This is a genomic window from Streptomyces capitiformicae (genome assembly GCF_002214185.1).
Taxonomy (GTDB): Bacteria; Actinomycetota; Actinomycetes; order Streptomycetales; family Streptomycetaceae; genus Streptomyces; species Streptomyces capitiformicae.
Genome location: NZ_CP022161.1, coordinates 4,452,005 through 4,468,649 on the forward strand (window position 1 = coordinate 4,452,005; position 16,645 = coordinate 4,468,649).

The window sequence follows — 16,645 nt, forward strand, 5'->3', positions numbered from 1 at the left end:
TCAGAGAGGCTAGCGCCGCCCACTGACAGCGGGTGTCACTCGACGATGTGACGGCCCTCGGGGCGGGCACTGCACGATGCCCGGAACGCGCAGTGTGCACAGTGTTGTCCCGTGGTCGGGGAGAAACGTTCGTCGAGGACCTTTCCCGCGGCGTTGGCGAGGAGCCCGCCGATCCAGTCGCCCTCCAACGGTCCCTGAGCCTGCACCCTGGGGAGCGTCTCACCACCGTTCTTCTTGGCGGCGCCCTGTCTCAGCTGGACGAGTTCGGCGCCGCCCTGTTCGGGTCGTACGCCGCCGAAGGGCTCGTCGACGGCCCCCTCGCGGACCGCGAGCTGGTAGACGGCGAGTTGGGGGTGGTGGTCCACTTCGGCGGCGCTCGGGGCCTGTTTGCCGGTCTTGAAGTCGACGACGTAGGCGCGGCCCTCGGTGTCGGCCTCGACGCGGTCCATGGAGCCACGGATGCGCACCTCGTAGTCACCTGCTTCGAGGGTGACGTCGAAGTCGTGCTCGCTGGCGACCGGGGCGCGTCCCGTGCGATCCATGACGTGCCACTTCAGGAAGCGTTCGAGTGCCACGCGCGCGTGCTGCTTCTCCTGCTCCGACTTCCAGGGCGCGTCGAAGGCGAGCGCGTTCCACACGGAGTCGAGGCGCTCCATGAGGACATCGAGGTCGGCGGAGGTGCGTCCGGAGGCGACCTCGTCGGCGAGGACGTGGACGACGTTGCCGAACCCCTGGGCGGCGGTCGCGGGTGCGTCGGCCTTCACCTCGCGGCCCAGGAACCACTGCAGGGCACAGGTGTTGGCGAGCTGGTCGAGGGCGCTGCCGGAGAGCACGACGGGCTGGTCGCGGTTCCTCAGCGGAACCTTGCTCTCGGTGGGCTCGAACATGCCCCACCAGCGGTACGGGTGGGCCGACGGCACGAGCGGGCGGCCGTCCTCGTCGCTCAGTGCGGCCAGCCGTGCCAGACGCAGGGCAGCGGCCTCGCGCAGGGCGTCCGACACGCGCGGGTCGACGGTCGTGGCGCGCAGTTCGGCGACGAGGGCGGCCACGGACAGCGGGCGGCGGGGGCGGCCGGTGACGTCCTTGGGCTCGACGCCGAGTTCGGTGAGGAAGCGGGAGGGCTGGTCGCCGTCGTCGGCGGGGGCTTTCACGGCGGTGACGACGAGGCGTTCACGCGCGCGCGTGGTGGCCACGTAGAACAGGCGGCGTTCCTCCGCGAGCAGCGCTCCGGGGGTGAGCGGTTCCGCGAGCCCGTCGCGGCCGATGCGGTCGGCCTCCAGGAGCGAGCCCCGGCGGCGCAGGTCCGGCCACAGTCCCTCCTGGACGCCCGCGACGACGACCAGGCGCCACTGGAGGCCCTTGGAGCGGTGCGCGGTCATCAGGCGTACGGCGTCGGGACGAACGGCTCTGCCGGTGAGCGTGTCGGCGGCGATGTCCTCGGCCTCGATCTCCGCAAGGAAGTTGAGGGCGCCGAGGCCGCCGGTGCGTTCCTCCGCGCGGGCGGCGGTGGCGAACAGCGCGCACACGGCGTCGAGGTCGCGGTCCGCGTTGCGTCCGGCCGCGCCGCCGCGCCGGGCGGCCCGCTCCAGGCGCCGGGGCCACGGCGTGCCGTCCCACAGCTCCCACAGCGCCTCCTCTGCGGTGCCGCCGCCCGCGAGGCGCTCGCGCGCCCGGCGCAGCAGCGCGCCGAGCCGTTGGGCGCCCCGCGCGTACACCGGGTCGTGCACGGCCAGCCGCTCCGGCTCGGCCAGCGCACGTGCCAGCAGTTCGTCCGAGGGCGGCGGTACGGGGTTGCCGCCGGCGCGCTCCTCCTCGCGCAGGGCGCGGCCGAGGCGCCGCAGGTCGGCGGTGTCCATACCGGCCAGTGGGGAGGCGAGGAGGGTGAGCGCGGTTTCTGTGTCGAGCCAGGAAGGCTGCGGCTCGGGCGAGTCGGACGGCTCGTGGGGCTCGCCCGGCTCGGCGCCCGCTTCGGGCCCCTCAGCCGCGCCGGCCTCCACCGAGTCCTCGGCCTCCTCAGGGCCCATCGGCGCCGTTGCCCCCAGCTCCGCCCTCGCCACCGCCCGAAGCGCCGTCAGCAGAGGCTGTACCGCCGGTTCGTGACGCAGCGGCAGGTCGTCACCGTCGATCTCCAGGGGCACGCCGGCGGCGGTGAGCGCGCGGCGCATCGAGGGGATCGTGCGGGCGCCCGCGCGCACCAGGACGGCCATCTCGCCCCAGGGGACACCGTCCTCCAGATGGGCACGGCGCAGGATGTCCGCGATGTTGTCCAACTCGGTGCCCGAGGTCGGGTACGTGTAGACCTCGGCACGGCCGCCGTCCCGTGCCGGCCTCAGCTCGCGGTGGGCCCGCACTTTTTCCGCCGGGAGGCGGGTCAGCGGCATGCGCTGGGTGAGCAGGCGGGTGGCGGCGAGCAGGGCGGCTCCCGAGCGGCGAGAGGTCCTGAGGACGGCGACCGGTGCCGGGCGGCCGTCCGCGCGTGGGAAGGCGACCGGGAACTCCAGGATGCCGTTCACGTCGGCGCCCCGGAAGGTGTAGATCGACTGGTCGGGATCGCCGAACGCGACCAGGGTGCGACCACCGCCCGCGAGGGCCCTCAGCAGGCGTACCTGTGCGGGATCGGTGTCCTGGTACTCGTCGACGTAGACCGCGTCGTACTGGGCGGCCAACTGCTCGGCGACACCGGTGCGGCCGGCGAGGAGCACCGCGCGGTGGACCAGTTCCGCGTAGTCGAGCACTCCTCGCAGGTCGAGGACGTCGAGGTATTCGGCGAGAAAGGCCGATGCCGCGAGCCAGTCCGGGCGGCCGCTGCGGGTGGCGAATTTCCGCAGGTCGTCGGGGGCCAGGCCCAGTTCGCGGCTGCGGGCGAGCACCGCGCGGACCTCGTCGGCGAACCCGCGCGTGGTAAGGCAGGCACGCAGCTCGTCCGGCCAGCGCACATGGGCGAGGCCCAGGCGCTCCAGGTCGGGCTGGCCCGCGAGCAGCTCACGGACCGCCACGTCCTGTTCGGGCCCGGACAGCAGTCGCAGCGGTTCGACGAACAGGTCGCTGTCCTGGTGGGCGCGGACCAGGGCGTAGCAGAACGAGTGGAAGGTAGTGGCCTGCGGGGCGCGGGCCGCGCCCATGCGCAGCGCCATGCGGTCGCGCAGCTCCACGGCCGCCTTGCGGCTGAAGGTCAGGACCAGGACGCGCTCGGGATCCGCGCCGCGGGCGATACGGGCTGCCACCGACTCGACGAGTGTGGTCGTCTTGCCGGTGCCCGGACCTGCGAGAACGAGCAGTGGACCGGTCTCGTGGTCAACCACGCCGCGCTGCTCGGCGTCCAGACGAGGGGGGTCCGTTCGGACCGGTGGGGTACGCACCAGTCGGTAAGCGCCACGGCTCCCCTGTCGCACCTGGGTGTGCGACAGGCGCCTGGTGGAGGAAGAGGAGCTCACGTGGTTCGCCGGTCCTGGTGGGTGTGCCGTTTGTCACTGCCGGCGCGGAGCGCCGTCGTTGCGGGGTGGTCGTCGGGCGACGGGTGGGAGGGCCCCTGCTCGTGGAGGGCGGTGGCCGCGGGGTGAGGGGGACACGTGCAGCCGACGCTACGCCGACGGGTGGTGCGGAAGCAGGGCTTCCTCTTGTTCCCTTCCGACTCGCGCGGCACCCGCGTCCCTCGCCTCACGAACGTACGGCATACCACCGACGTGCCCCGCTTCCCCCGTCCGGAGCAGGGGTCGCACCCCGGGTCGTGGGATGGCGGAAGCTGTCAGGTGTGACCCTCCGCGCGATCGCCGCCGTCCCATCGCGCGCGTCTCATGTCGATGCGCGGCACATGGCCCTCGGTGGAGCGGCTCGCCTCGCGCAGGGGTGTGCCCTCCGTGCGGTAGTGGCCGAGGGCTCTCAGCTCGTGGCCGGGGAGCAGGGCGCCGTCCGCGCGGACGACCCGCCACCACGGCACCGCTCCTCCGTAGAGGGCCATCACACGGCCCACCTGGCGCGGACCACCCTCCCCCAGCCATTCGGCGACGTCCCCGTACGTCATGACCCGCCCGGGCGGGATCAGCTCGGCGACCTCGAGGACCCGCTCCGCGTACTCCGGCAGGGCGTCCACCGGAAGGCTCTCCTCGCTCATCCGCCCCATCCTGCCGCACCCCACCGACAATGGGAGGTGGTGGCCGACGTGTGCGTCCCTCGCCCCGGGGGCGGTCTTCGGGCAGACTGTGCGCCCCCGCATCGCACCCTGATGCCCCTGTGTACCCGCCGGGCATGCCACCATCGTGCGGGCGGTGACTGGTGATACGAGACCAAGAAGAGACGATGAAGCAGCAGAGCGTGCACCCCGATGACGCGGCGGGCACCTCTGACGCCTCCTCGCGCCCGGACACCGCCGACAACACCCCGGACACCGCCGACGGGGACGGCAAGGGCACGGAACCCGCCTCCCGGAAGAACCCCGAAACCGCCCCGCCCTCCAAGAAAACGCCCTCCCCCAAGGCGACCGACAAGATGCCTGGCAGCAAGAAACCGCAGGTCGGGCAGCACGAGGACAACCCGGACCACGCCCATGCCGACGAGGTCGAGGGCGACGAACCGCTGCTCCCCGCGCGCGTGCACCGTCCCTCCGACCTCATGCGGCTCTCGGTCGGCATCCTCGGCATCATCGTCCTGTTGGCGATCGCCGCGTTCGCACACGGCACCACCTCGGGGCTCGAACAGGACATCAACAAGGGGACGGGGCAGGCGCCCGACCTGTTGATCAAGCTCGCGGGCCTCGGATCGAGCATCGCGATCCTGCTGGTACCGGTCGCCTTCGCGATCGAGCGGCTGATCAAGCGGGACGGACTGCGCATCGCCGACGGTGTCCTCGCGGCGGTCCTGGCACACGGGGTGACGCTCGCGACCGACCTCTGGGTCGCCCGGGCCGCCCCCGACTCGATCCAGGAGGCGCTCACCCAGCCCTCCCCCGGTGACATCAACGCCCTCACGGACCCCGTGCACGGCTATCTGGCGCCGGTCATCGCGTACATGACCGCCGTAGGCATGTCCCGCAGACCTCGCTGGCGCGCGGTGCTGTGGATCGTGCTGCTGCTGGACGCCTTCTCGATGCTGGTCGCCGGCTACACCACACCGTTCTCCATCGTCCTGACGGTGCTGATCGGCTGGACCGTCGCCTACGGGACGCTATACACGGTCGGCTCGCCGAACGTACGGCCCACGGGACGGACGCTGATGGCGGGCCTCAGGCGCGTCGGCTTCAAGCCGGTCAGCGCGGCCCGCGAGGAGGCCTCGGACACGGCGGAGGGCGGCGACCGGGGCCGCCGGTACTTCGTGGCCTTGGAGGACGGCCCGCCACTGGACGTCACCGTGGTCGACCGGGAGCAGCAGGCTCAGGGCTTCTTCTACCGGGTCTGGCGGCGGCTGACGCTGCGCGGCATCACCACGCGCCGCAGCCTGCAGTCCCTGCGCCAGGCCCTGGAGCAGGAGGCTCTCCTCGCATACGCGGCCATCGCGGCCGGCGCCAACGCACCCAAGTTGATCGCTACCTCCGAACTCGGGCCGGACGCCGTGATGCTCGTCTACGAGCACACCGGCGGGCGCACCCTGGACTCGCTGGCGGACGAGGAGGTCACCGACGAACTGCTGCGCGACACCTGGCTCCAGGTGAAGGCTCTGCAGTCGCGGCGCATCGCACACCGCAGGCTGGTGGGCGACGCGATCCTGGTGGATCGGTCCGGCACGGTGATCCTCACCGACCTGCGCGTCGGCGAGATCGCGGCCGGCGATCTGGTGCTACGCATGGACATCTCCCAGCTGCTGACGACGCTGGGCCTGCGCGTGGGTGCCGAGCGTGCGGTGGCCTCGGCGGTGAGTGTGCTCGGGCCCGACGTGGTGGCCGACTGTCTGCCGATGCTGCAGCCCATCGCGCTGTCGCGCTCCACGCGCGCGACCCTGCGCAGACTGGCCCGGGAGCGGGCGGAACGCCAGCGTGAGGCGGTCCTGGAGGCGTCCCAGCTGGCCAAGCAGGCCCGCGCGGAGGAGCACAAGGAGGCCGCCGAGCCCGACAAGGCCGACAAGGCCGACAAGGCCGACAAGGCCGACAAGAAGGCCGTACGCGCCGAGCAGCGGGCCGAGAAGCGGACGATCGACGAGGCCCTGGAGGGCGCCCGCGAGGAGGACCTGCTCACACAGATCCGCCACCAGGTGCTGCTGATCAGGCCCCAGGCACCGGTCGAACCGGCTCGTCTTGAGCGGGTCAAGCCACGCACGCTGATCAGTCTCATCGCCGGTGCCATCGGCGCGTACTTCCTGCTGACCCAGCTCACCCACATCGAGTTCGGGCCGCTCATCGAGAACGCCGAGTGGGGCTGGGTGGCCGCGGCCGTGGTCTTCTCGGCGCTGAGCTACGTCGCGGCGGCGATGAGCCTGCTGGGCTTCGTGCCGGAGCGGGTGCCGTTCCCGCGGACCGTGGCGGCGCAGGTCGCCGGGTCGTTCGTGAAGATCGTGGCGCCGGCCGCGGTGGGCGGTGTGGCGCTCAACACCCGCTTCCTGCAGCGCGCCGGGGTGCGGCCGGGGCTCGCGGTGGCGAGCGTCGGGGCGTCGCAGCTGTTCGGGCTCGGCTGCCACATCCTGATGCTGCTCGCCTTCGGTTACCTGACCGGGACCGAGAAGACGCCGTCCCTGTCGCCCTCCCGCACCGTCATCGCCGGCCTGTTGACGGTCGCGGTGCTCGTCCTGGTGGTGACCTCGATCCCGTTCCTGCGCAAGTTCGTCGTCACGCGCGTGCGGTCGCTCTTCGCCGGTGTCGTGCCGCGCATGCTCGACGTGCTCCAGCGGCCGCAGAAGCTGGTCACCGGCATCGGCGGCATGCTGCTCCTCACCGGTTGCTTCGTGATGTGCCTGGACGCCTCGATCCGCGCCTTCGGCAGCGAAACCGCCTCGATCAGCATCGCCAGCGTCGCCGTCGTCTTCCTCGCGGGCAACGCGCTGGGGTCCGCGGCCCCGACGCCGGGCGGCGTGGGCGCCGTCGAGGCCACCCTGACGGTCGGTCTGACCGCCGTGGGACTTCCGTTGGAGGTCGCCGCTCCCGCGGTGCTGCTGTTCCGACTGCTGACCCTGTGGCTGCCCGTGCTGCCGGGATGGCTCGCCTTCAACCAGCTGTCACGCAAGGGCGCACTCTAGAGGGGCGCACGCGCGCGGGTCGGCACGCGCGCGTACCGGCCGGCCGTGCCTCACGCGCGCGTGTAGGCGCGTCCTGTGCCTCACCCGCACGGCCCGCGTCCCGAGCGCACCGCTCCGGGCGGCTCCAGGATGGGAACCATGCCCACCTCGCCCCGGCCGCGTGCCGTCGCCCTGACCGCCACGGCCGTCCTGCTGTCCCTGTCAGGGGTGGGCTGCGGCGGCGAGGCCAAGGGCGGGAACGAGGACCTGACGGCCCAGAAGCTCAGCTGGGAGAAGTGCCCGGCACCGTCGGCGTCCGAGGGCGGTGGCACCGCACCCTCCCCGCTGCCCGACGGCGACGTCTGGGAGTGCGCGACCATGAAGGCTCCCCTGGACTGGGGCGAGCCCGAGAGCGACACGATCCGCATCGCGCTGATCCGTGCCCGATCGAGCGGCGCGAGGAACGAACGCATCGGCTCACTCGTCTTCAACTTCGGCGGCCCGGGCGGCTCGGGCGTCAAGGCCCTCCCCGGCTTCGGCAAGCAGTACACGAAGCTGCGTACCCGCTACGACCTGGTGAGTTTCGACCCACGCGGCGTCGGCCGCAGCGCGGGCGTCAAGTGCGAGGACGACGAGCAACTCGACGAGTACTTCCAGCAGGATCTGACCCCGGACGACGCGGCCGAGCGGACGGAGTTCCTCGACAACACGAAGGCGTTCAACGCGGCCTGCGAGAAGAACTCCGAGAAGACCCTGCCGTATGTCCGCACGACCGACACCGCCCGCGACATGGACCTCATGCGTCAGGTCCTCGGCGACGACAAGCTGCACTACTTCGGCGTCTCCTACGGCACCGAACTCGGCGGCGTCTACGCCCACCTGTTCCCCAAGAACGTCGGACGGGCGGTGTTCGACGCGGTCGTCGACCCCACGCAGAACCCCGTGCAGGGCTCCCTCGCACAGGCCAAGGGCTTCCAGCGCGCCCTCGGCAACTACGCGCGGGACTGTGTGGAGAAGGAGAAGGGCTGCCCGGTCGGCGACAGCGCGCAGGACGTCGAGGACCGGATCAGCAAGCTGCTGAAGGACCTCGACAGCAAGCCGATCAGCGGCATCTTCCCTCGCGACCTGACCGAGTTCGCCGCGACCACCGGCATCGCCCAGGCCTTGTACTCGCAGGACCTCTGGCCGTACCTGACCCAAGGACTCGAGCAGGCGTACAACGGGGACGGCCGGCTGCTGATGCTGCTGTCCGACCTGATGACCGGGCGCGGCGAGAACGGCGAGTACAGCAACCTCAGTGCGGCGAACGTCTCCATCAACTGCGCCGACGAGAAGCCGCGGTACACCACCGAGGACGTGGAGGCGAAGCAGGCCGAATTCCGGGCCGCCTCCCCCGTCTTCGGTGACTGGCTCGCCTGGTCCGTGCTCACCTGCACCGACTGGGCGGTCCCCGGCGCGGCCGACCACCCCGACGTGAGCGCGCCCGGCTCGGCACCGATCCTCGTGATCGGCAACACGGGCGACCCGGCCACGCCGTACGCGGGCGCGCGGAAAATGGTCGAGGCACTCGGTGAGGGAGTCGGCGTCGAGCTGACGTACAAGGGGCAGGGGCACGGTGCGTACGGCAGCGGGAATGCCTGCGTGCGGGCGGCCGTGAACGGCTATCTGTTGGCGGGGAAGGTACCGAGATCCGGCACCGTCTGCGCATGAATCCGCAGGTCAGAAAGTTATCCACAGGCCGCATCGCCATTTCCGGCAGTCCGCATACCATGGCATGACTGTCATTCGCGACATTCGGCGAGCGGTATCGCGAGGGGGGAAGGTTCATGACGCGATTCTTACGGGGAGCGGCTCTGGCAGCGGCGGTGCTGCTGGTCGCCGGTTGCAGCGGCGGCACGGACGACGGGAAGGCCGGCGGTGAGACATCGGCCTCGTCGCTCGCCTCGCAGAAGCTCGGCTGGGGGCGCTGCAAAGCGACATCGGAAGGGCCCGCGCCGGGCGACGACTGGCAGTGCGCGACGATGAAGGTCCCGCTGGACTACGCGAAGCCCCACGGGGAGACGATCGGGCTCGCGCTGATCCGGAGCGAGGCCACCGGCGACGAGAGCGAACGCCTCGGCTCGCTCCTGTTCAACTTCGGCGGACCTGGCGGTTCCGGCGTCTCCGGAATGCCGTCCTACGCCGGCCTCACGGGCGAACTGCACAAGCGGTACGACCTGGTGAGCTGGGATCCGCGCGGGGTCGCCGAGAGCCAGGGCGTGCGCTGTCGCAGCGACAAGGAGATCCAGGCGGCCGAGTCGGTGGACGCCACGCCGGACGACGCGGGCGAGGAGACGGCCTTCTTCGAGGACGCGGCCGACTTCGGCGCGGGCTGCGAGAAAGCGGCGGGCAAGCTGGTGGCACATGTCTCGACCGCCGACACGGCCCGCGACATGGACCTCATGCGCCAGGTCCTCGGCGACGACAAGATGCACTACTTCGGCATCTCGTACGGCACCGAACTGGGCGGCGTCTACGCCCACCTGTTCCCCAAGAACGTGGGACGCCTGGTGCTGGACGCGGTCGTCGACCCGACCGCCGACACGGTCGGCCACGCCAAGAACCAGACCCTGGGCTTCCAGCGCGCCCTCGACAACTACCTCAAGTCCACCGGCCAGGACCCGGAAGAGGGCACACAAAAGATCGCGAACCTGCTGGAGCGGATCGACGCCGAGCCGCTGTCGACGACGTCGGGCCGCGAACTCACGCAGTCGCTGGCGACCACCGGCATCGTCCTGCCCCTCTACAGCGAGCAGAGCTGGCCGGCTCTGACCAGTGCACTCGACGCGGCCGAGGACGGGGACGGCACCGAGCTGCTCTCACTCGCCGACGGCTACAACGAGCGCGACGCCTCAGGCCGCTACGGCACGACGACCCACTCCCAACGGGTCATATCGTGCTTGGACCAGAAGCAGCGGCCGACGTCCGACGAGACGAAGAAGCTGCTGCCGGAATTCCGGGAGATCTCGCCCGTCTTCGGCGAGTTCCTGGGCTGGGACACCGCGGGCTGGTGCCACGACTGGCCGGTGGCCGGGCAGACCGACTCGCCCGAGGTGAGCGCACCGGGCGCGGAGCCCGTCCTGGTGGTGGGCAACACCGGCGACCCGGCGACGCCGTACGAGGGCGCCCAGAAGATGGCGGAGGAACTGGGCGAGGACGTCGGCGTGGTGCTCACCTGGAAGGGCGAGGGCCATGGGGCGTACGGCAGCGGCAGCAGCTGTGTCGACTCGACGGTGAACGCGTATCTGCTGGACGGGACGGTGCCGGACGACGGCAAGGTCTGCGCGTAGGCGGTGCGGCAGCCGAGAGGGGCCCGGCACGCGTAGTGCCGAGCCCCTCTCGGGAAAGCGTGTCCCTTCTGGAGGGCGGATGCCTAGTAGACCGGCTTGTCCGGCTCGATCTGGTTGACCCAGCCGATCACGCCGCCGCCGACATGGACGGCGTCGGAGAAGCCCGCCGACTTGAGGACGGCGAGGACCTCCGCACTGCGGACACCCGTCTTGCAGTGCAGGACGATCTTCTTGTCCTGCGAGAGGCTCTCCAGCGCGGCGCCCATGAGGAACTCGTTCTTCGGGATCAGCCTGGCGCCCGGGATGGAGACGATCTCGTACTCGTTGATCTCGCGGACGTCGATGATGTCGATGTTCTCACCGTCGTCGATCCACTCCTTGAGCTGCTTGGGAGTGATCGTCGCGCCGGCGGCCGCCTCCTGGGCCTCCTCGGAGACGACGCCGCAGAAGGCCTCGTAGTCGATGAGCTCGGTGACGGTGGGGTTCTCGCCGCAGACCGCGCAGCCCGGGTCCTTGCGGACCTTGACCTGGCGGTACTGCATCTCCAGGGCGTCGTAGATCATCAGCCGGCCGACGAGGGGCTCGCCCGTGCCGGTGAGGACCTTGATGGCCTCGGTGACCTGGATGGAGCCGATGGACGCGCACAGCACGCCCAGGACGCCGCCCTCGGCGCAGGAGGGGACCATGCCCGGCGGCGGGGGCTCCGGGTAGAGGCAGCGGTAGCAGGGGCCGTGCTCGGACCAGAAGACGGAGGCCTGGCCGTCGAAGCGGTAGATCGAGCCCCAGACGTACGGCTTGTTCAGCAGCACGCAGGCGTCGTTGACCAGGTAGCGCGTCGCGAAGTTGTCCGTGCCGTCGACGATCAGGTCGTACTGGCTGAAGATGTCCATCACGTTCTCGGCCTCGAGCCGCTCTTCGTGAAGGATCACGTTCACGTACGGGTTGATGCCGAGGACGGAGTCGCGCGCGGACTCGGCCTTGGAGCGGCCGATGTCGGCCTGGCTGTGGATGATCTGGCGCTGCAGGTTCGACTCGTCGACCTCGTCGAACTCCACGATGCCGAGCGTCCCGACGCCCGCCGCGGCGAGGTACATCAGCGCCGGCGAGCCCAGGCCGCCGGCGCCCACACAGAGCACCTTGGCGTTCTTCAGCCGCTTCTGCCCGTCCATCCCGACGTCGGGGATGATCAGGTGGCGGGAGTACCTGCGGACCTCGTCTACGGTGAGCTCGGAAGCGGGCTCGACCAGGGGTGGCAGCGACACGGGGACTCCGTTGGTCGGTCAATCACTACAGTTGTTCTCCCCGTAACACTGCCACGCCCTTTTTCATTCCGAGACACCCGTTCCAACAAGCGAGACGATTTCGTCCCAGTAGCCGGGCATCGTCTCCCAGGGGTCGATCCGGCCGCCGCGATCGGTGCGGTCGGTGAAGTAGATCGTGGCGGCGCCCTGCCAGCGGGCTATGCGCAGCGCCTCGTCGAGGTGACCGCGGGGGACGCTGTGGACAAGGTGGCAGAAGCGCTCGGGCGGATGGTCGGCGGTCCACTCGGCCGCCTGCGACCAGCGGTAGTCGCTCCAGGACCCGGAGAAGGTGACCAACTGGTCGGCGGTCTCGGCATATCCGGGGTGCGGGTGGGTGCCGTGGCCGAGGACGATGTGGCCACCGCCGAGGAACGCGCGGAGTGTGGTGACCGTGCGGCTGATCTCGACGAGCGTGGAGCGCTCGGTGGGACAGCGGTCCAGGAGATAGCCGTCGACCTGATACCAGTCGAGGTAGCGATGCGCGTCGGCGACGATCTCGCCGAAGGCTCGCGCCCCGTAGGTCACGTCCAGGTGGCCGAGGACCCGGACGCCCGCGTTGCGCAGCCGTCCCGAGGCCTCCAGACAGCGCGGGTCGGGAAGGGTGCCGGGGCCGTCCGAGATATTGAGGACGACCCAGTGCAAGGGGGTGCCGGGGCGGGTGAGTTCGTCCCATTCCAGCGGAGCGACAAGGGGGTGCGCATAGCCGGGTATGCCGAAGCCGGCGCTTAAGCCGGTGTTCGCGGTGCCCGGCGCGGCCGGGGTCAGATACGGCACGCCGCCTCCATCCAGATGTCGGCGAGGGACTCCTCCAGGTTGATCCGAGGCCGCCAGCCGAGCCGGTCGCGGGCGGTGCGGACGTCGGCCTGCTGCCAGCTGCCGCAGCCGTCCGGGTAGGGGTAGGCGACCGGGCCCGCATGGTCCGGTTCGGGGCGGGGATGACCGATGGTCGGCCTGAGGGTGCCGGGCGGGGCATCGAGTTCGTGCAGGGCGCCGCCGTATCCGGCCACGCGGGCGAGGACTGCCGCGGCGTCGCGGAGGCGCACAGCGCGGCCGGAGCCGATGTTGATCACGCCCTGGGCGGCGGAGAGCGAGGCGGCGTGGACGGCGCGGGCGACATCGCGTACATCGACGAAGTCGCGCTGGACGCCGAGGCCGCCGAGTTTGAGTTCGCCGTCGCCGGACTGCATGGCGCGGCGCATGGCCTCGGCGAGGCGGCCGAGCGGCGAGCCGGCGGGGGTGCCGGGCCCGGCGGGCGAGAAGACGCGCAGGACCACGGCGTCCAGGCCGGAGCCGAGGACGAGTTCGGTGGCGGCGAGTTTGCTCACGCCGTACGGGCCGCCGGGGCGAGGCACGGCGTCCTCGGCGGTGGACGACCCGGGCTGACTGGGGCCGTACTCGGCGCCGCAGCCGATCTGCACCAGGCGCGCTCCGCAGCCGCTGCGGCGGAGGGCCTCGCAGACCGTGGCGACGGCGACGGTGTTGTGCCGGGTGAGTTCGCGGGCGCCGCCGCGGGTGGCTCCGGCGCAGTTGACGACGACTCCCGGGTGCACCGCGTCCAGGAAGCGGGTGAGCGCGCCGGGGCTGCCGGTGGCGAGGTCGAACCGTACGTCGGCGTCGTCGCCCCGGCCGAGCGCGGTGAGCTGCACGGCCGGGTCGGCGAGCAGGCGTTCGGCGACGAAGCGGCCGAGATATCCGTTGGCTCCGATCAGCAGGACCCTCATCGGGCGGCTCCCGGGGCGGGCTCTCCGGTTCGGGAGGTGATCATCTGGCGTTCTCCTTATGGGGTGGTGCCGTGAGTGATGAGGTGGGCCCGCGGTGTCGGCCCCGCGGGAAAGACCGAGGTGGGGTCAGATCTCCTCCGGGGCAAGGGCGTGGGCCGAGGCCCGGGTGAGTGTGCGGGTGGCGTGGACGAGCAGGACGAGCGCGGCGGTGCCGCACACCAGGGCCGGGACGGTGCCGGGCCCCCAGGCGCCGACGACGGTCTCGACGGGGACGGCGAGGAAGGAGCAGCCGGGCAGGCGGCTCGCGAAAACCGTGACCAGCGCGAACGCCTCGGTCAGGGACGCCGTGCAGAGGACGACGGCCGGGGCGTGCGCGGAGCCGTGCGCAGTGAGAAGGCGAGCGAGCAGAAGCAGTGCGCCGAGGGCGCCGGCCCCGGCGTACGCGGCGGGCTCGTCCAGGAGCGCGCCGCACAGGGCGAGCAGGGCGGCCAGGGCGCACAGGTAGAGGGCGAACACGCCGAGGATCAGGGGCTTCACGGAGTCGGCGAACTCGGCGAGACCCCGGCTGGCGGCGAGTTTGCGGCGGGCCCGTACCGAGAGGAGGTGGGCGCACCAGATCGCGGGGGCGCAGGCCAGGGCGAGGGCAAGGACGGGTGCGGCAGCGAGGGGCCAGCGGCCGTGGGGGCCGCCGTCGAGAGCGGCGGCGAGCAGGCCGTCACCGAGGAGGGCGTACGCGATCAGCCAGCAGGTCCACGCGCGCGTGCGGCTCGTCGTGCCGGACGGGGCACGCAGGGGCCCTCGCCCGAGGGCCACGCGCAGGCCGAGCGTCACCGCGAGGGCGCCCACTGCGGCAGCGGCGGCCACGACGCGCGGTTGGCCTTCGACGAGCCGCACCCCCGCCACGGCGGCCGCGCACAGGGCACCCGGCAGCAGGGCGAGCACGGCCCAGCCCCGGCCGACGCCGGGCGCACCGGGCACCGGTTCGCGCTCGGGGGGCGTCTCCCCGTCGCGGGGCACGCGCGCGTAGATCTCCTCGGCGAGCGAGAACACGTCCCGGTGCCGGAAGCGGGCAGCGGTACGGTCGGTGACACCGTGCGCCTCCAGCCCGGCGGCGATCTCCAACGGATCGACTGCCCGCACACACAGCTCCCGGTGCCGATGCATCAGAGCCTTCACCGGGTCAACGGCCCCACGGCGGGTGACGGGTTTGGAGGTGGCCGCGGTGAGGCTTTCGCCGCCGGACGCGGGCCCTGCGCCGGAACCGGAAGAAGCCTCCGCAGCAGGCGCGCCCTCCCCCTCGGCTCCCGTATCGCCCAGTCCGTCCAGCTTCAGCTCGCTCATCGCGCCCCCTCCCCCGCGGGCACCGGCTCCCCTGTGGCCGTCACCGGGGGGACCGGAGGCACCCCCGTGGCGCGGGCCGGTGTCGTGGCCCGTACGGGCGCGCCGAGGGCCCAGCGGGGGCGGCCGGCGACGACTCCGCCGAGGCCCGCGACGCCGGCCACCCCGGCGACGCCGAGGCTCCCCGCCACCAGCCGGGACTCGGTCCAGCGGCCGGGGACGCGGGACTCGGCGGGCGCTCCGAAGGGCAGGGGTTCGCCGGTGTCGTCCAGGACGAGCTTGCGCACCGGGGCGTGGGAGACGACCTCGAGGTAGATGCCACGAAACGCCGCGACGTTCTGCTCGACGGTGAAGAGCTCCAGGGCGCGGGCGCGAGCGGCGGCACCGAGGCGCGCACGGCGCTCGGGTTCACGGAGAAGTGCCACGCACGCCTCGGCGAGCGCCCGCGGATTACGCGGCGGGACGACGAGGCCCGTACCGCCGATGACCTCCACGACCGCGCCCACATCCGTGGAGACCGTGGGCCGGCCGCAGAACATCGCCTCGACCAGGCTGATCGGGAAGCCCTCGACGACGCTGGACAGCACGACCACGGCACCCGCCGCGTACGCCTCCGCCAGGTCGGGGACGGACGGGTCACCGATCTCCTCGAAGGAGACGGGGTCGTCGCCGACGGCGTGCCCGCCGTCGGCCTCGTCGGGGAAGAGCTGTGCGGCCAGGGCTTTGCAGTGACCGAGATAGGCGGCTCCCTCGCTGCCCGCCGCGGCCCCGACGATCCTGAGCCGTGCCTTGGGCTCCGCCCTGCGGATCTCGGCGAAGGCGTGCAGCAGGGAGACCAGGTCCTTGGCGGGTTCGATCCGGCCGACCCACATCAGCGTGTGCGGATCCGAGCGTTCCGGCGATTCGCCCACCTCCGCGAAGCGGGACGCGTCCATGCCGGGATAGACCGTACGGATCTTGGTGCGATCGGCACCGCAGCGTTCCTGCCAGCGGCGGGCATGGATGTTGCCGGGGGTGAGGCAGGCGGCCTGCCGGTAGACCTCGACGGTCAGCTGTCTGTGGAAGGCCGCGAGCAGGGCGCGCACCGGCGCGTCCCCACAGGCCCCGAGATAGTGCGCCCGAAGCGGCACGCCGTACTCGGTGACCAGCAGCGGCACCTCGTGGAAGTGCCGGGCCAGCAGCCCGGGCAGTGCCGCCGAGCCGCCCGCCGCCGCGTGGCACAGGTCGACCGAGCCGAGCCCGTCGTCCTCGTACCAGTCGAGCGAGAGGGGGCGCAGGGCGCGTTCGAGGTGTGCGGCGATGGTCAGCAGATCCGGTACGCGAGCCTCGCGCGCCGCCCGCAGCGCGCCCGGCGCGCGACAGGCGCGTTCCAGTGCGCGTACGGCGACTTCGGAGCGTAGGGCGCTGGCGAGTCCGCCCTCGTCACGGGCCAGTTCGGCGAGCGCGTACAGCGCGTTGCCGAAACGGTCCGCCTCGGCTTCGGAGCCATCCCCGGCGGCTTCCCCTGCCAGCCCGCCCGACCTCGCGGCGCACACCGCCGCCGCCAGTTCGCCGTACGCCTCCGCGAAGCGCCGCCGCGCCCGGCGACCGTGGGCGACCCCGCCGTCCTCGGCCGTCCACAGCGGCGCGGTACGGACCCGGCGGACATGCGGCGGCAGCGGGATCCAGCCCTCGTCCTCCTGCCGCTCGCTCCGGCTGAGCGCGTAGACGTCGAACTCGTGTCGCTCCAGCCCACGCACGAGTCGGTCGCACCAGAGCCTGGCGTCACCACTCACATACGGATAGCCACCCTCCGTAAGCAGTCCGATGCGCACGCGTG

At 71.9% G+C, this 16,645-nt stretch carries 10 protein-coding genes; 3 read left to right on the top strand and 7 right to left on the bottom strand.

Features of this window, described 5'->3' with window-relative positions; translation table 11 throughout:
• Positions 1–35: 35 nt before the first annotated feature.
• Together CES90_RS19810 and CES90_RS19815 are read right to left on the bottom strand one after the other, a co-directional pair.
• On the bottom strand, positions 36–3,434 hold the full coding sequence (locus CES90_RS19810; RefSeq protein WP_189783855.1) for an ATP-dependent helicase: 3,399 nt from the start codon (positions 3,432–3,434) through the stop codon (positions 36–38).
• Positions 3,435–3,745: 311 nt separating this feature from the next.
• The gene (locus CES90_RS19815; protein WP_308437865.1) at positions 3,746–4,111 is read right to left on the bottom strand and encodes an MGMT family protein; all 366 of its coding nucleotides are present in this window, start codon (positions 4,109–4,111) and stop codon (positions 3,746–3,748) included.
• A gap of 185 nt (positions 4,112–4,296) precedes the next feature.
• Here CES90_RS19815 and CES90_RS19820 point away from each other — a divergent pair, with 185 nt between their 5' ends.
• From CES90_RS19820 to CES90_RS19830, 3 genes are all read left to right on the top strand, one after another.
• Positions 4,297–7,158: a lysylphosphatidylglycerol synthase transmembrane domain-containing protein gene (locus CES90_RS19820; protein WP_189783853.1), complete on the top strand. Its 2,862-nt coding sequence runs from the start codon at positions 4,297–4,299 to the stop codon at positions 7,156–7,158.
• A gap of 138 nt (positions 7,159–7,296) precedes the next feature.
• Complete coding sequence (locus tag CES90_RS19825) at positions 7,297–8,847, top strand: alpha/beta hydrolase (RefSeq protein ID WP_189783852.1); 1,551 nt, start codon at positions 7,297–7,299, stop codon at positions 8,845–8,847.
• A gap of 116 nt (positions 8,848–8,963) precedes the next feature.
• A complete protein-coding gene (locus CES90_RS19830) occupies positions 8,964–10,466 on the top strand; it encodes an alpha/beta hydrolase (RefSeq protein WP_189783851.1) in 1,503 nt (500 codons plus the stop codon).
• 83 nt (positions 10,467–10,549) lie between these two features.
• On the opposite strand, the gene moeZ is transcribed toward CES90_RS19830, so the two are convergent.
• The 5 genes from moeZ to CES90_RS19855 form a co-directional block, all read right to left on the bottom strand.
• Positions 10,550–11,728: an adenylyltransferase/sulfurtransferase MoeZ gene (moeZ, locus tag CES90_RS19835; RefSeq protein ID WP_189783850.1), complete on the bottom strand. Its 1,179-nt coding sequence runs from the start codon at positions 11,726–11,728 to the stop codon at positions 10,550–10,552.
• A gap of 63 nt (positions 11,729–11,791) precedes the next feature.
• The gene (locus CES90_RS19840) at positions 11,792–12,541 is read right to left on the bottom strand and encodes a spherulation-specific family 4 protein (protein ID WP_189783849.1); all 750 of its coding nucleotides are present in this window, start codon (positions 12,539–12,541) and stop codon (positions 11,792–11,794) included.
• Entirely contained in the window at positions 12,529–13,488 is a 960-nt protein-coding gene (locus CES90_RS19845) for an NAD-dependent epimerase/dehydratase family protein (RefSeq protein WP_189783848.1), read from the bottom strand. Before CES90_RS19845 ends, CES90_RS19840 begins: the two co-directional genes overlap by 13 nt.
• Positions 13,489–13,614: 126 nt before the next feature.
• Positions 13,615–14,829 (bottom strand): hypothetical protein, encoded by a 1,215-nt coding sequence (locus CES90_RS19850; RefSeq protein ID WP_229913915.1) that lies wholly within the window; start codon positions 14,827–14,829, stop codon positions 13,615–13,617.
• The gene (locus tag CES90_RS19855) at positions 14,826–16,640 is read right to left on the bottom strand and encodes a DUF3492 domain-containing protein (protein ID WP_189783847.1); all 1,815 of its coding nucleotides are present in this window, start codon (positions 16,638–16,640) and stop codon (positions 14,826–14,828) included. Before CES90_RS19855 ends, CES90_RS19850 begins: the two co-directional genes overlap by 4 nt.
• Positions 16,641–16,645 lie beyond the last annotated feature (5 nt).

What these genes read in the sequence shown, in the direction of transcription:
- CES90_RS19830 (WP_189783851.1), top strand. Translation starts at nt 8,964, where the DNA reads ATGACGCGATTCTTACGGGGAGCGGCTCTGGCAGCGGCGGTGCTGCTG.
- CES90_RS19815 (WP_308437865.1), bottom strand. Translation starts at nt 4,111, where the DNA reads ATGAGCGAGGAGAGCCTTCCGGTGGACGCCCTGCCGGAGTACGCGGAG.
- CES90_RS19845 (WP_189783848.1), bottom strand. Translation starts at nt 13,488, where the DNA reads ATGAGGGTCCTGCTGATCGGAGCCAACGGATATCTCGGCCGCTTCGTC.
- CES90_RS19820 (WP_189783853.1), top strand. Translation starts at nt 4,297, where the DNA reads ATGAAGCAGCAGAGCGTGCACCCCGATGACGCGGCGGGCACCTCTGAC.
- CES90_RS19825 (WP_189783852.1), top strand. Translation starts at nt 7,297, where the DNA reads ATGCCCACCTCGCCCCGGCCGCGTGCCGTCGCCCTGACCGCCACGGCC.
- CES90_RS19850 (WP_229913915.1), bottom strand. Translation starts at nt 14,829, where the DNA reads ATGAGCGAGCTGAAGCTGGACGGACTGGGCGATACGGGAGCCGAGGGG.